The following is a 15,404-nucleotide window of genomic DNA, read 5'->3' on the forward strand; positions in this document are numbered from 1 at the left end:
ATAAAGTAGCTCTCAAAAGTTCTTTACTCTCGAAAGCTACTTTTTATTTTGTTATTCTACAGTTACTGATTTTGCTAAATTACGAGGCTTATCTACATCACAACCTTTATTTTTTGCAACATAATAAGCTAATAATTGTAAAGGTAAAACATATAAAATCGGAGCAACTATAGGATCTAAAGTTGGCATTGGGAGAATTTTTAAATTCGCACGCGGACTTAATAAATAAGCATCATCTGAAAAAACATAAGTCTGTCCACCACGACTTAATACTTCCTCAATATTTGACTTCATTTTATCGCTTAAATTATCTGTTGGAGCTAAAGCAATAATTGGCATCTTTTCATCTACTAAAGCTAAAGGTCCATGTTTAAGCTCCCCACCAGCAAAAGCTTCAGAGTGAATATAAGAAAGCTCTTTTAATTTTAAATCCCCTTCTTTAGCAATTGGATACATGGTATCACGACCTAAGTAAATTACACTATGGTGATTTGCTAAAACTTTTGCTAGTTCTTCTATCTCATGATGATTTTGTAGATAGCTATCAATTTGACGTGGAAGAGCAGTAATTCCTTCAACAATTCTTTTCCCTAACTCAGGAGTTAACTTACCTTTCACTCTAGCTAAAGCTGAAGTAAACATTAATAGTAATACTAATTGAGCAGTAAAGGCTTTAGTTGAAGCTACCCCAATCTCGATTCCACAACGGGTAATATAACTTAAATCCGATTCACGCACAATCGATGAAGATGGAACATTACAAATTGTCATAGATCCTAAAAAACCACTTGCTTTAGCTTTACGTAAAGCAGCTAAAGTATCTGCAGTTTCTCCAGATTGAGACATAGTAATAATTAGCGAGTTAGGTCTAGTAACCGTATTACGATAACGATATTCTGAAGCAATTTCTACATCACAGCTAATGCCAGCAATATCTTCTAACCAATATTTTGCCACTAATCCTGAATGATAAGAAGTCCCACAAGCAATAATAACTATATGTTCAACTTGTTTTAAGAGTTCTTCGGCACGTGGACCTATAGCATTAGGTAGAACATGATCAGCAACGATACGACCTTCAATAGAATCTATAATTGATTGAGGTTGCTCAAAAATTTCTTTTAACATAAAAGAATCATATTCACCTTTATCAATTACCCCTACTTGCATAGTTGAATTAACTACTTCTCTTTCAACAGGATTAAAGTTTAAATCAAAGATTTTAACCTGATTGGTAGTTAATAACACTAAATCTCCTTCTTCTAAGAAAGTAAATTTACGAGTCTTATCAATTAAAGCTAATTGATCTGAAGCAAGATAATTCCCTTCTTCTCCGTAACCTACTACAAGAGGAGAACCTAGTCTTGCTCCAATTAGAGTCGTAGGATCACGAGAATCCATAATTGCTAAGCCATATGCACCTTCAATTACACATACAGTCATTTTTACTGCGGTGAGGAGGTCTACTTCGGCTAATTGTAACTCTTGAGCAAAGTTACTTTCTAATTTCTCAAGAACTTTACTTCCAAACTCAGGAGCTAAACGGTCTTGATGGAATTTAAAGAAGTTTACAAGATGAGCAACCACTTCAGTATCTGTTTGTGATTTAAATTCATAATCTTTGCTTTTTAAAAAGTTACGTAACTGCTCATGGTTTTCAATAATCCCATTATGCACGACAACAATTGATCCTGAAGCATGAGGGTGAGCATTAATTTCCGAAGGTGAACCATGCGTAGCCCAACGCGTATGGGTAATTCCTATCTTGGCTTCTAATTTAGGATATAAACGTTCTACTTCATTTTCTAACTCTTGTACTTTTCCTAAACAACGTACACGAATTAGTTCACCTTGGTTATTTACAATAGCAACTCCTGCTGAGTCATAACCACGATACTCTAAACGCTTTAAACCTTCTAATAATAATTGAATAACATTTTGCTGTGCGACAGCTCCTACTATTCCACACATAATAAATTAAGTATCCTATCTTAAATTCTATTTAAAAGGGAGATCATCTATATCAGCTGCAATAACTTCCACGGTTTTCATTAAACTTTTTCTTACTTTCCGTGGAATTAATGAGTCTGTTATTACTAAATCTATATCTTCCCAATTAAGTTCATCGTTTGGTTGACGATTGGTAATTTTTGCAGATTCTATAAGAACTACCGTAAAACGAGAAATATCCGACATTACTTTAGTAAACGATGGTCTTTCAAACTTGGTGGTAGTCCCTTTATCACTAAAGCCATCGGCTCCGACAAAACAAATATCTAAACTATATTCTTTTAACGCAGGAATCATACTTTTAGAGTATAAAGACTCAGAATGAGAATCAAGTAATCCCCCCGTAAGAATAATATTTGGACGACTTTCCTCTGGTAATTTCGATAACTCAAAACCAATATTTAAACTATTGGTCATAATTAACAAGCGTTTTTTATTATCTAAAAACCTCACTAATTCCGCAGTTGTCGAGCCTGAGTCTATAGCTACCCGTGAGTTATGATGAATCAAGCTCGCAGCTTGTTTAGCAATAGCTAATTTACATCTATAAGATAAATCTCTTAATTCTTCTTCACTTCTCGTAGCATGATCAAAAGAATCATGAACATGACTGTCATCATAACTTTCTTCGTTTAAAGTCTTAATTCCTTTGATCTTTAAAATATCGTCAATAGTATCTATGCCTCGGAGATCTATTTCAGAACTTATTTCATCTTCAAATTTTGTTAAAGAGCTATGATCATTTACTGCACCTTTTGCAGAAACAGCTCCTCCTAACTTACGAACAATAAGTTTTTTCTTTTCTAGTTCAGCTAGGTCTCTGCGAATGGTAATTTGTGAAACATTTAATAATTTTTGTAAATCTTCTACTGATAAATATGAATTTTCATTTATAGATTTAACAATAACTGCCTGTCTTAAAACTTTTTTCCTCATAAAGCAGTCCTTAAAAGTTACGTTGACTTTGGTATTAATGATCAAAAAAATGATAAGTTATCATTTTTTGATTTAATCCTGATCTATTATATTTCATTTTTAGGATACTCCAAGAATTTTATTCTCGTCAAAGTTCAATTTTTTCTTATTTTCGCTTCATTTGATCAAATATGATCAAAATATATAAAACTAAATGAGCATTAACATTATCAATAATTTCTCAACTATAAAAATTTTGCCCTATCTATACTCCTAACTCAATATAGATTTAATGCTATAATATGTGCAGAAATCAATAAAAGTTACCTTTAAGATATGATACAAAATCCTTACATTCGCTTAATGCGTTTTGATAAACCTGTAGGCACTTTGCTCTTGCTCTTTCCTACTCTCATGGCTTTGCTTATGGCTACAGATGGAATTCCTGATATCAAAAGTGCGGTTATCTTTACTCTCGGAGTAATTATCACTCGAGCTGCAGGTTGTATTCTTAATGATATTGCCGATCGAAAAATCGATAATCAAGTAGAAAGAACTAAAAATAGACCTTTAGCTAATAAAGAGATTTCTGTTTTTAGTGCCTTAATTCTATTTAGCTTTTTAGCGGTTTTTGGACTAGTTTTACTTTACTTTTTACCAGTAAAAACCTACGTTTGGGCTGGATTATGCATAATTCTCATGGTAATCTACCCATTATCAAAAAGATTTTTTGCGATTCCACAACTATTTTTAGGCTTAGCTTTCTCTATGCCTATCCCTATGGTCTATGCAAACTATGGGGTAAATCCTTTTACCGACTTAAATGCTCTGTTACTATTTTTTGCTAATGTCGCTTGGACCATAGCTTATGATACTCAATATGCTATTGCCGATATGGACGATGATTTAAAGTCGGGTAAAATTTATACTTCAGCGATTACTTTCGGTAAAAAAGTTAATTTTATCGTTTTTAGTTTTAATTTTGTCTACTTAGCCCTACTTACAATTCTAGGCTTCCTAAATTCATTTAGCTATCTATTTTATGTAGGCTTGGGTATAAATCTTCTTTGGTTTATCTATCATTACTTTGCCGTAGACCGCTTTGTAGGAGAAACCGGATTTAAAGCATTTATGCAAAATATTCAGATTGGTTGGATAACTTTATGGGCCTTAGCTTTAGGTTTAATCGGAATGCAAGCTCATAAATATCAAGAAAATCTAAATTTATCTCAACCTATAGTGAGTCAACCGGAAACTCAAGTAGTAACCAATCCCGAAGATCTACAAAATAATCAATAACTATTATGACCGAACCACAAAAAACTCAACCTGAATTAAGTCGTGAATATAGAGATAAACTACCTAAAATTAATATGCTTCATGTATTAAATTTAGTTTTTTGTTTTCCTATCTTCTTTTACCCTTTACTTATGCTTCTCTCAGCTTCTTTAAATGAAGCTCCACAAGGTCAAGAGACTTTAATGAGAATAGTAGATATTTCAATTTGGATATATCCTTTACCTATTTTTATTCTCGTGTGGATTTTTAGTGCTATTTGGAAAAAGAATCAAAAACTAGGCTTTAGAGTACTAATTAGTGCGATTATTATCGAGTTAATTCTCTGCTTAGGCTTCTTAATTTTCCTCATTCAATAAAGATTTTGACAATCCCTGCTAAAAAATTTAGCAGGGATAATTTTATATTTTTCTTCTTGCAAAGAAAATTTTTCTTTGCTAATATAAAAATACTTTATTGATTTGGTTTATTTTCAACATTTTATTTTATAGGTTATTTTTATGTTTTTTGTTTGTGCATTTTTATTATTAGACTTAGCTATCACAAATTGACATTTGTGCCGCTTGGTCGTACGTAAAAATTCTCAAACAACTTCCTTTAAGACCTCGCACAAGTGTGCGAGGTCTTTTTGCATCTAAAAAACATAAAAAGCCTAAGGAACTTTATGTCAGATAAAATTATTATTTTTGATACAACACTAAGAGATGGAGAACAAGCTCTTCTTGCAAGTCTTTCAGTTAAAGAAAAATTACAAATAGCTCTCGCTTTAGAAAGTCTTGGTGTAGATATTATGGAAGTAGGTTTTCCCGTATCTTCTCAAGGAGACTTTAACTCGGTACAAACCATTGCCAAAAACCTAACAAAGTCTAAAGTTTGTGCCTTAGCCCGTGCTATTCCTCAAGATATAGATGCAGCTTATCAAGCTCTCAAAGTAGCTCAAGATTTTAGGATACATACTTTTATCGCCACTTCTCATCTGCATGTGGAGAATAAATTAAAAAAATCTTTCGAGCAAATTGTCGAAATGGCAAGAAATGCGGTTAAACATGCTCGAAACTATACAGATGATGTTGAATTTTCATGCGAAGATGCAGGACGTACAGGAATCGATAATATTTGCCGTATTGTTGAAACTGCCATAGATGCTGGAGCAACGACCATAAATATCCCCGACACGGTTGGCTATACTTTACCAAGTGAATTTGCTTCAATTATTGAACAAGTTCGTAATAGAGTTCCTAACATAGATAAAGCAGTAATCTCTGTACATTGTCATAATGATCTTGGCATGGCTACCGCCAACTCTCTAGCGGCCGTACAAAAAGGAGCTCGTCAAATTGAATGTACCATGAATGGAATTGGTGAAAGAGCAGGAAATACCGCCCTCGAAGAAGTAGTGATGGCAATTAAAACTCGAGAGAATATTCTTGGCGTGCATACAGATATAATTACTCCTGAAATTTATCGTGTCAGTCAAATGGTAAGCCAACTTTGCAATATGCCAATTCAAGCTAATAAAGCTATAGTTGGAAAAAATGCCTTTGCTCACTCTTCAGGAATCCATCAAGATGGGATGCTCAAAAACAAAAATACTTACGAAATTCTAAGCCCTGAAAGTATCGGCTTAAAACAAGAAAAACTCAATCTTACTGCACGCTCAGGAAGAGCAGCCGTAAAACAACATATGCAAGATCTTGGCTATAAAGATCACGAATATCACTTAGATAAGCTATACCAAAACTTTCTAAAATTAGCTGATAAAAAAGGACAGGTCTTTGATTATGATCTCGAAGCTCTAGCCTTTATTGATATGCAAAAAGAGGAAAATGAAACCGTACAACTAGTTAAGCTTAGTACTCATGCTATCAATGATTATCCAGCAACTTCATTTGTTGAATTAAAAGTTGATAATCAAAATATCCAAAAAGTAGGGATGAGTAGCAATGGTCCCGTGGATGCTACATATCAAGCTATAGCTGAAATAACTCAATTAGATTTTACTATGCTCGATTATAAAATTGCCGCTAAAGGGTCGGGGACTCAAGCTCTAGGACAAGTAGATATCATTATATCCTATCAAAATCGTAAATATCATGGGGTAGGCTTAGCTACAGATATTATAGAATCTTCAACTTTAGCACTTATTAACGCTATAAATGCGATTTATCGTCAAATGAAAGTACAGGAGTTAAGAAAACATTATGTATAAAATTGCAGTTCTTCCTGGTGATGGCATAGGTCCTGAAGTAATGGAACAAGCTTTAAAGGTATTAAAAGCGGTAGAGAAAAAATTTAATTTAGAGTTCGAGTGTAAATCTTACCTTGTAGGAGGTGCAGCTATTGAAGCAACAGGTACTCCTTTACCAGAAACCACCTTAAGAGGTTGTGAACAAGCACAAGCTATTTTGTTTGGTTCGGTAGGCGGTCCTCAATGGTCTCATCTCCCACCAGAACAACAGCCTGAACGAGGAGCTTTATTACCTTTAAGAAAACATTTTAACCTCTTTGCTAATTTAAGACCTGCAACTTTATATAAAGGATTAGAAAGATTTTGTCCTCTTAGAGCTGATATTGCCGATAAGGGGTTTGATATTTTAGTTGTACGTGAACTAACAAGTGGGATTTATTTTGGACAACCTAAAGGACGGGAAGAAGATAAAGCCTTTGATACTGAAGTTTACTATCGCCATGAAATCGAACGTATTACTCACTTAGCCTTTCAGGCTGCATGCAAAAGAAAATCTAAGGTAACTTCCATAGATAAGGCAAACGTTCTTATGAGTTCTATGCTGTGGCGAGATACAGTTAATCAAATTAGCAAAGCATATCCCCAAGTAGAACTAGAACACATGTATATAGATAATGCAACTATGCAATTAATTAAACAACCTAGTAGCTTTGATGTGGTTTTATGTTCTAACCTCTTTGGAGATATTCTCTCCGATGAGTGTGCCATGTTAACTGGGTCTATGGGAATGCTTCCATCTGCAAGCTTAAATGAACATGGCTTTGGTTTATATGAACCTGCAGGAGGCTCTGCTCCTGATATTGCAGGAAAAAATATTGCCAATCCTATTGCCCAAATTCTATCGACCGCTTTAATGCTCAGACACAGCTTTAACCTAGAAGAAGCTACTTTAGCTATAGAGAATGCTGTACTAAAAACTTTAGAAAATTATCGAACTGTAGATCTAGGTGGTAATTATTCTACCTCCCAAATAGGCGATATTATTGCCTCAAATATTTAATCAAAATTGATTTGGCTTATAAAAAATAGAGAGAGTTACTTATGGGAAAAACCCTTTATGAAAAACTATTTGATGCACATGTAATTTTTGAAGAACCAGGAAAAACCCCGATTATTTATATAGATCGTCACTTAATGCACGAGGTTACTTCACCTCAAGCCTTTGCCGGGCTAAAAGCTTCTCAGCGTAAAGTAAGACAACCTCATAAAACCTTTGCAACTATGGATCATAGTATTTCTACGCAAAGTCGAGATCCAAAGGCTTGTGGGGAACAAGCATTTATTCAAGTTCAAGAGTTAGAAAAAAACTGTAAAGAGAATAATATTTCTCTCTATAATCTCCAAAATAAAAAACAAGGAATTATTCATGTTGTTGCTCCAGAGCAGGGATTAACGCTCCCTGGGATGACTGTAGTTTGTGGAGATTCCCACACTTCTACCCATGGAGCTTTTGGGGCTCTTGCTTTTGGGATAGGTACTTCTGAAGTTGAACATGTTTTAGCGACGCAAACTTTAAAACAAAATAGAGCTAAAACCATGAAAATTGAAGTCAGAGGCAAAGTTTGTCCAGGCATTACAGCAAAGGATATTGTTTTAGCAATTATTGGTAAGTTAACTATGTCAGGAGCAACTGGACATGTGGTCGAGTTCTGTGGACAAGCAATTAGTGATTTATCTATGGAAGGAAGAATGACCGTATGTAATATGGCAATTGAGATGGGAGCTAAAGCTGGAATTATTGCTCCAGACCAAACTACGTTTAATTATCTAAAAGACAAACCTTATGCTCCTAAAGGTGAGTTATGGGATCAAGCTATGAGTTACTGGCTAACTCTTTATAGTGATAAAGATGCAGAGTTTGATGCTCAAATAATTATTGAAGCAAAAGATATAGCCCCTCAAGTAACTTGGGGAACTAACCCTGGACAAGTTGTTGCTATAGATCAACAGATTCCAGATCCAAATCTCATGAACAATCTGATTACCCGTCAATCAGCAGAAAAAGCTTTAAAGTATATGGGGTTATCTGCTAAAACCTTCCTCAGTGAAATTAATGTAGATAAAGTATTTATTGGTTCTTGTACAAATTCGAGAATTGAAGACTTAAGAGAAGCTGCAGCAATTGTCAAAGGACGTAAAGTAGCTACCGGCGTCGAAGCTTTAGTTGTTCCTGGATCAGGATTAGTCAAAGAGCAAGCTGAAAAAGAAGGACTTGATAAAATATTTATTAAGGCAGGATTTTCTTGGCGTTTACCAGGCTGTTCTATGTGTTTAGCCATGAATGATGATCGTTTAAATGAATTTGAACGTTGTGCTTCAACCTCAAATCGAAACTTTGAAGGACGTCAAGGAAGAAATGGTCGTACTCACCTTGTGAGTCCAGCTATGGCAGCGGCCGCTGCGGTTTTTGGTAAGTTTACTGATATTCGAGAAATAGAATTACTCTAGGAGCAGTTTATGGAACTATTTATTAAACATACGGGAAAAGTTATTCCTTTAGATATAGCTAATATTGACACAGATGCAATTATTCCCAAACAATTTTTACAAACTGTAACTCGTAAAGGATTTGGTAAACACTTATTTCATCAATGGCGCTACTTAGATGAACAAGAAACTATCCCTAATCCAGATTTTGTTCTCAATTTTCCCGAATGTCAGGGAGCAAATATTCTCCTCACAAGAAAGAACCTAGGTTGTGGTTCTTCACGTGAACACGCTCCTTGGGCAATTGCCGATTATGGCATCAAAGTATTATTAGCTCCTAGCTTTGCTGATATCTTTTACAATAATTGTTTAAGTAATAAATTACTACCTATTACTCTAGAAGAAGCTGAAATTGAAGAAATTTTTCAATGGGTAGCAAAAAATCCTGTACAAGAAATAGAAGTAGATTTAAGTGAACAATATGTAAAAGTTGGAAATAAACTTTATCAATTTCATATCAACAGCTTTGCTAAACACTGCTTAATCCATGGACTTGATGATATAGCTCTAACACTTGAGCATCAAGAAGCAATTGAAACCTACGAAAATCAAGTTCCGACATTTTTTAATTAAATTCTTATAAAAACATTGATACCTCCTTAAAAAAGGAGGTATCAACTATTTAAATTAGAATGGAAGCTCATCTTCACTTATAGAGGTTACTTCAGAACTAACCTCTTTATTTTTACTAAAAGAATTACTTGTAATTAAGGAGTTTTGAGAGTTTTTCTCTTCACTATTATTAAGTAAATCTTTATCTAGAAAATCTTCAATTCCTTTCTGATTTTTTTCTACTGTAGGCTCTTTGTCCGCTTGAGAATCTTTATTAAAGCTACTGTTGCCAAACTTACTCGCTTCAACTTTAGAATCAGCTACTTGCGAAGTTCCTTGCCTACTTGCTTGCTCATAACTTTCTTGAGAAATTTTGCCTTGCATGTTTTCATAAGGAGAATACGAAGTTTGGGTAGCAAAACCCGAATTGGTAGACTCATTATTTCTTGTATTATATCCTTGTTGGTTATAATTTTGTCTACCAAAATTCTGATTCTCATATGGAGAATTATTATAATTTCGGGATTGACCGTAACCTTGATTCGAAGCATAGCCTGCTTGAGCTTGATTATAATAATTACCTTGGCTTTCGTCAGGATAATGTCGATTATAATTATTTACATTTCCAGTTCCGCCTTGATTATTAATACCTCGAGGAGGATTGTTATAACTATTGCCATAACTTGGTGAACGAGAGTAATTATTTCCTCTTGATTGATCGTACATATTATTTGGAGGAGTATTATTTGCAAAATCCTGATTATACCCATTCCAACCATTGTTATACATCTGCTGATCGTACTGATCATACTGCCCGTTTTCCGTTCTTGGTAAACGGATTAAAGCTTGTACGGTTTCAGCTTGGATCTCAATCGAAATGCGTTCAGTATTGGTATTTTTATCCAAATACTTTCTCGTACGAATACTTCCTTCAATAAATACTAAAGCTCCTTTTTCTAAAGTATGAGCTACTCTTACCCCTCGCTCGTTATAGCACACTATACGATGCCAATCAGTATTACTTTGCCATTCATTAGTGTTTCTATCTAGCCAAAAGGTTGAAGTCGCAATAGAAAAAGCAGTGAACTCACCATGTCTTGATTGATAAAACTCAGGATCTCGCCCAAGGTTACCGATTAGATATACTTTATTTAAATAGAGTGCCATAAATCCTCATGTTAATTTATTTGCAATTATTTTTTGAGTCTTGTCACTTTATTTAAAAAGGAATATCCTCATTACTTACATTATCAACAGGAGCTTTATCTTCTTTTTTATTTGCTTCTCCTTCACTTACATCCTTTTTGAATGAAGTGTTAGTGTTAGCAAAATGATCATATGGAGAATCATTATTAGAAGAGTTATTATTAAAACTGCTCGCTTGATTATTTCCCCAAGTTACACTTGAAGCTTGGTTATTATTGGCAAAAGTATTTTGTGCATTAGCATTAGCATTAGCAAAATTACTCTGCCCATTATTACCAAAGCTACCTGTTGGTTTATTATTAAAACCGCTATGATTGAAGCTATTTTGGTTATTAGCAAAATTGTTACCTGCATTTGCATTATTACCATAACCATTTTGGAAATTTTGATTATTCGCAAATCCTTGGTTATTATTACCAAATCCTTGGTTATTATTACCAAATCCTTGATTGCCAAAGTTTTGGTTATTGCCAAAATTACCACTTGTGCTTTGTCTTTCTAAAATATTTAGCGATTCAACTGAAATATCAATCGCTGTACGTTCGGTATTAGTCGCTTGGTCGGTATACTTACGATTACGTAAAGAACCTTCAACATATACATATGCGCCTTTACGTAAATTCTGTACCGCTTGCACTAAATTAGCAGGAGTGTTGTTGGTCACAAATAATGAACAACGATGCCAATCGGTAATGTTCACCCATTCTCCAGTATTATTGTCTTTGTACCCACGTGAGGTCGCTACTGAAAAAGAATAAAGTGTATATCCTTGACCATTAATAATTTGTGGATCTTGCCCCAAATTACCAATTAATGTAACACGATTTAAATATAATGCCATTATGAGCTCCTTTTGATTAATAAAAAATGTGACGATTATTCATTATTACTTTATATCCGTTTAAATTTTTCCGTTTAAATTATAAGTTTCGTTATTTTCTTTATTCTTCCGTTAATTTAAATCGATTACATTTAAACAAACCATATCAATGGTTTAGAATATATTATTAATAAATGAACTCTAACTGAGCAAAATTACTCTATAATAATTATCTCATAGATAAAACTAAAGTATGATTATTAGATAAAGAAAACAACTAAAAGCAAACAACTGATTTTTAATACAATTTTCACAGCAATATTTTAACGACCTACATATCTTGATATGGAAAAATTTATTCGCATTCAAAATGCTTATTTACATAATTTACAAATTCCAGAGTTAACAATTCCTCTTAATAAATTTGTAGTTATTACCGGATCGTCAGGGAGTGGTAAAACTACCTTAATTCGTGATATTTTAGTGGCTCAATCACAAATGATGCTTAACTTGAATCACGCAAATAATATTTTCAACTTTTCGCAATACTATAAACAAAATAAAATTCTTAAGGTAAATGGATTAACCCCCATTCAATACTTAAGTCAACGCATTCCGCATAATAATAAACGAGCAAACATTAACCAATTTCTAGGTATTGAAGCCCCGATAAATGTACTTTTTTCGCAGTATGCCTCTTTTTCAGAGCAAGTAGATAAAGCATTTACTAAATCAGATATCAAGAAGATTATTACCTCGCTTCCTACGCCTGCACCTGAAATTTTACAAAATGCGACCAAAAGAGGAGGATTAGGTTATAGATATCGTTTTCATGTAACTACTCCTATTCATTTGGCTCTGATCCCAGGATTAGAAAATCTTGATTTTCCTGCCTCAACTTCCTTAACTCCGGCTGAAATTACGCAAAGGAATAAAACAATCTTCAAGGCAATTCGCACTAACTTTCCCGTTGAGCCAGATACAATTATTGTTAATAAAAGTATTGTTTTAGACTTTTTTGATCTTGAAGAGGAACTTGAAGATTTAGACTATTCGATTAATAGTATAGATATCTCTTTTTATCAGTTTAAAGATAGTCAACAACTTGATGATAGTTTTAATCTTGAGTTTGATAAAGAATATGATCGAGCGGTAAAAGATGAAGAAGACTTCTTTCAAGAGTTCTTTAATAAGCATGCTGGTATAAATACAGATTTAAATAAACTTGGTCTAACGTCTCAAGACTCATTTAACTACTCAAGTACTAATCAAGTAGCTTTAAGAGTAATCTATCCACCACAAATAGGAATCTACTCTCCTATCACTCAAGAGATTACTTCTTATTCTTTACAAAATCTCGTTAGTACTGGTTCAAGTCAACAAATTTTTGATTTAAGTTCGCAAAATAGTTTTTCTACTTTTGGCAAAAATAAATGTCCTGATTGTAAAGGTTCAGGATTAAAAACTCAAGAGGAAGATAGCTTAGAAGAATATTGTTCTCTATGTGCGGGAACAGGATTGTCTACCTTTTTAACGCAAGCAAAAATTAATAATTACGCTTACGCAGATCTCTTCAATGATCCTTTGCATAAAGTATATGACTTTTTCTTAACTTACTTAAAACAAGAAGAGCTGAAAATTCCAAGCTCTCAAGATTATATTTTAAGTAATAGTGTAGATAATCAGACTTTTAAAGTTGCTTTAATTCACGAAGTTCTTAAACAAATTGAGCACTTAATTGATTTAAATCTCGGTTATTTAAGCCTCGTAAGAAAAGTTCATACCCTATCTGGTGGAGAAATTCAAAGGATTCAGCTAAGTAAAATTCTCAGTAATCAAACAACTGGGGTTACTTATATTCTAGATGAACCATCTATAGGTTTACACCCAATTGATAACCAAAAACTAATTAATAAATTAAAATTAGTTGTTGCCCGTGGGAATTCGGTTATTGTGGTCGAACACGATCGTGATTTTATTTTACATGCAAATGAAATTATCGATTTAAGTAATGGTAAAATACTCTTTACGGGAACAAAAGAAAATCTGCTCAAGACCAGTTTACCTTTAGTAAATTACTTAAACTATAAAACCCCAATTTCTCAAATTTTTGCGGAAATAAATAATAATTTCTATAACCAACAGTTAGAAAAAATAAAAACTCTTATTGACCAAGACAGTTTAAAATCTATTCTTGTAAATACAGACTATACCTCTTCTACCGTACCTGATTTAAATAAAATTACGGAGTACGCAAAAAATCTCAAAATAAATCTAAAAAATCTTTTTTCTCTTGAACATCGTAGACAACGAATCAAGAATAAAACTAAAATTCTTTATGATCAGGTTTCTGTTGGCTACTTTAAACAAGAAAAGGTTACTTTTATCCGTAACGCTTTAAATGTAATTACAGGAGTTTCAGGATCAGGTAAATCTATTTTTGCTTCGCGCATTCTCTATGCCGCTACCTCTGCTAGCTTAAAACTCAAAAGCTCTAGTCTTAAAGGAAGTAGTTTACCTAAAGAGTTTAAGAAAAAATATAAACTCGAAAAAATTCTTGGTATAGGTTTAGAGCAAGGAGCAAAACTGAAAAAGTTTTCACGAGTTCTTTTTACCAAACAAAGTCTAGCAAAAAAAGATCTTGATAAAGAGATTATTTCATATATTGGTATCAATGAAAATCTTGCTCAAATCTTTGCAGATAGTTCGCAAATTAATATGCGTAACCAATTAGGAACAGGCAAAGGCAAGTTTATTACTCTTGAACCTCAAGACTTCTTAATTAAAAAGAATAATCGTCCAAATAAGTGTTCTGAATGTCAAGGACGTAAATATCTAAATATCGAAATAGATAAAGGGGTCAATGAAAAAGTAACTTGCTTTGAATGTAATGGTTCAGGATTTGCCCCATATGTTTTATCACAATATTTAGCTTATGATAAAAATAGTAGCGTAAAATATAATATTGCAGACTTTCATAAACTTACGGTAGATCAAGCCTATGATTTTTTAGTTAAGTATCATAAGAATTATCCTTCTACCTGTCTTAAAGATATAATTATTCGTCTTGCTTACTTAAAACGCTTTCGTCTTGGGCATTTAACTTTAGGAAGACAAGTTAACGAAATTTCGGGAGGAGAAATTCAAAGACTCTACCTCATTACTGAAATTTCTCATAGTAAGCTTAGTCGTACTCCTCAAGATCAAGAATGTTTAATTATTATTGATGAACCTTCTACTGGTTTACATTTTGATGATATCCAATCCTTATTAGATTTCTTAATTGAATTAAAAGACCAAGGACATACAATTATCGTGATTGAGCACAATATAGATCTCATCTACAATTGCGACTACCTCGTTGAATTTGGACCAGGAGCAGCCGAAAAAGGTGGTAAAGTAGTGTTCTCAGGGTATATTGACGAAATCTTAGAGAATAAAACTAAAAACCAAACTCATATTATGCAGGAAATATCTAAGTACCATCATAATATGCAGCAATTACTTCAAGAATCTTATAGCTTTTAATTTTATTACGAGAAATAAATTGGAAATATTGATTTATAAGCATGTACTTTCTCTTTTTGCTATAATATCCCTGATAAAATTAATAATACTCACTTTATGCCTTTATCATGCCAAGGCATTGACAAATGTTGAGTAACTGCTATAAGTTTTACCTTTAATAAATTCTGTTAAATACAATTTAACAATTAATCTTTGATAATCTGGAAAATAAATGTTTAAGAAAATCTTTGGAATGTTTTCAAATGATATTGCTATAGATCTAGGTACAGCAAATACTTTAATCTATGTTCGCGATAAGGGAATAGTATTAGATGAACCTTCAGTAGTAGCAGTACGTCGTGA

The 15,404-nt window shown here is 33.3% G+C and carries 12 protein-coding genes; 8 read left to right on the forward strand and 4 right to left on the reverse strand.

Going from position 1 to position 15,404, the window contains the following annotated elements:
* Positions 1 to 51: 51 nt before the first annotated feature.
* Positions 52 to 1,971 (reverse strand): glutamine--fructose-6-phosphate transaminase (isomerizing), encoded by a 1,920-nt coding sequence (gene glmS / locus CKF59_RS02910; protein ID WP_119534488.1) that lies wholly within the window; start codon positions 1,969 to 1,971, stop codon positions 52 to 54.
* Between the two features lie 27 nt (positions 1,972 to 1,998).
* Entirely contained in the window at positions 1,999 to 2,946 is a 948-nt protein-coding gene (locus CKF59_RS02915; protein WP_119534489.1) for a DeoR/GlpR family DNA-binding transcription regulator, read from the reverse strand.
* 315 nt (positions 2,947 to 3,261) lie between these two features.
* On the opposite strand from CKF59_RS02915, the gene CKF59_RS02920 reads away from it, so the two are divergent.
* The 6 genes from CKF59_RS02920 to leuD all read left to right on the forward strand — a co-directional run bounded on the left by CKF59_RS02920 (position 3,262) and on the right by leuD (position 9,529).
* Positions 3,262 to 4,224, forward strand: a complete 963-nt coding sequence (locus tag CKF59_RS02920) for a UbiA family prenyltransferase (protein WP_119534490.1) — start codon at positions 3,262 to 3,264, stop codon at positions 4,222 to 4,224.
* Positions 4,225 to 4,229: 5 nt separating this feature from the next.
* Positions 4,230 to 4,580: a DUF5389 family protein gene (locus tag CKF59_RS02925; RefSeq protein WP_119534491.1), complete on the forward strand. Its 351-nt coding sequence runs from the start codon at positions 4,230 to 4,232 to the stop codon at positions 4,578 to 4,580.
* Between the two features lie 305 nt (positions 4,581 to 4,885).
* Complete coding sequence (leuA, locus tag CKF59_RS02930) at positions 4,886 to 6,430, forward strand: 2-isopropylmalate synthase (protein WP_119534492.1); 1,545 nt, start codon at positions 4,886 to 4,888, stop codon at positions 6,428 to 6,430.
* On the forward strand, positions 6,423 to 7,469 hold the full coding sequence (gene leuB / locus CKF59_RS02935; protein WP_119534493.1) for a 3-isopropylmalate dehydrogenase: 1,047 nt from the start codon (positions 6,423 to 6,425) through the stop codon (positions 7,467 to 7,469). Before leuA ends, leuB begins: the two co-directional genes overlap by 8 nt.
* Before the next feature lie 41 nt (positions 7,470 to 7,510).
* Positions 7,511 to 8,917, forward strand: coding sequence for a 3-isopropylmalate dehydratase large subunit (leuC, locus tag CKF59_RS02940; protein WP_119534494.1), 1,407 nt, complete (start codon positions 7,511 to 7,513; stop codon positions 8,915 to 8,917).
* A gap of 9 nt (positions 8,918 to 8,926) precedes the next feature.
* On the forward strand, positions 8,927 to 9,529 hold the full coding sequence (leuD, locus tag CKF59_RS02945; RefSeq protein ID WP_119534495.1) for a 3-isopropylmalate dehydratase small subunit: 603 nt from the start codon (positions 8,927 to 8,929) through the stop codon (positions 9,527 to 9,529).
* A 54-nt stretch (positions 9,530 to 9,583) separates the two neighbouring features.
* Here leuD and CKF59_RS02950 read toward each other — a convergent pair whose 3' ends face one another.
* Both CKF59_RS02950 and CKF59_RS02955 read right to left on the reverse strand, forming a co-directional pair.
* Positions 9,584 to 10,675: a single-stranded DNA-binding protein gene (locus CKF59_RS02950; RefSeq protein ID WP_119534496.1), complete on the reverse strand. Its 1,092-nt coding sequence runs from the start codon at positions 10,673 to 10,675 to the stop codon at positions 9,584 to 9,586.
* Positions 10,676 to 10,727: 52 nt separating this feature from the next.
* The gene (locus tag CKF59_RS02955) at positions 10,728 to 11,555 is read right to left on the reverse strand and encodes a single-stranded DNA-binding protein (RefSeq protein ID WP_119534497.1); all 828 of its coding nucleotides are present in this window, start codon (positions 11,553 to 11,555) and stop codon (positions 10,728 to 10,730) included.
* A 324-nt stretch (positions 11,556 to 11,879) separates the two neighbouring features.
* Here CKF59_RS02955 and CKF59_RS02960 point away from each other — a divergent pair, with 324 nt between their 5' ends.
* Together CKF59_RS02960 and CKF59_RS02965 are read left to right on the forward strand one after the other, a co-directional pair.
* Positions 11,880 to 15,062 (forward strand): excinuclease ABC subunit UvrA, encoded by a 3,183-nt coding sequence (locus CKF59_RS02960; RefSeq protein WP_119534498.1) that lies wholly within the window; start codon positions 11,880 to 11,882, stop codon positions 15,060 to 15,062.
* 211 nt (positions 15,063 to 15,273) lie between these two features.
* The coding region (locus tag CKF59_RS02965) for a rod shape-determining protein (RefSeq protein ID WP_222985535.1) at positions 15,274 to 15,404 on the forward strand (131 nt) is incomplete at its 3' end.

This window comes from Psittacicella gerlachiana, from assembly GCF_003585965.1.
In the GTDB taxonomy this organism is placed as follows: Bacteria; Pseudomonadota; Gammaproteobacteria; order Enterobacterales; family Psittacicellaceae; genus Psittacicella; species Psittacicella gerlachiana.

Bases quoted from the DNA above. Each gene is read 5' to 3' on its own strand.
- glmS (WP_119534488.1), bottom strand. From the start codon at position 1,971: ATGTGTGGAATAGTAGGAGCTGTCGCACAGCAAAATGTTATTCAATTA.
- CKF59_RS02915 (WP_119534489.1), bottom strand. From the start codon at position 2,946: ATGAGGAAAAAAGTTTTAAGACAGGCAGTTATTGTTAAATCTATAAAT.
- CKF59_RS02920 (WP_119534490.1), top strand. From the start codon at position 3,262: ATGATACAAAATCCTTACATTCGCTTAATGCGTTTTGATAAACCTGTA.
- CKF59_RS02925 (WP_119534491.1), top strand. From the start codon at position 4,230: ATGACCGAACCACAAAAAACTCAACCTGAATTAAGTCGTGAATATAGA.
- leuA (WP_119534492.1), top strand. From the start codon at position 4,886: ATGTCAGATAAAATTATTATTTTTGATACAACACTAAGAGATGGAGAA.
- leuB (WP_119534493.1), top strand. From the start codon at position 6,423: ATGTATAAAATTGCAGTTCTTCCTGGTGATGGCATAGGTCCTGAAGTA.
- leuC (WP_119534494.1), top strand. From the start codon at position 7,511: ATGGGAAAAACCCTTTATGAAAAACTATTTGATGCACATGTAATTTTT.
- leuD (WP_119534495.1), top strand. From the start codon at position 8,927: ATGGAACTATTTATTAAACATACGGGAAAAGTTATTCCTTTAGATATA.
- CKF59_RS02950 (WP_119534496.1), bottom strand. From the start codon at position 10,675: ATGGCACTCTATTTAAATAAAGTATATCTAATCGGTAACCTTGGGCGA.
- CKF59_RS02955 (WP_119534497.1), bottom strand. From the start codon at position 11,555: ATGGCATTATATTTAAATCGTGTTACATTAATTGGTAATTTGGGGCAA.
- CKF59_RS02960 (WP_119534498.1), top strand. From the start codon at position 11,880: ATGGAAAAATTTATTCGCATTCAAAATGCTTATTTACATAATTTACAA.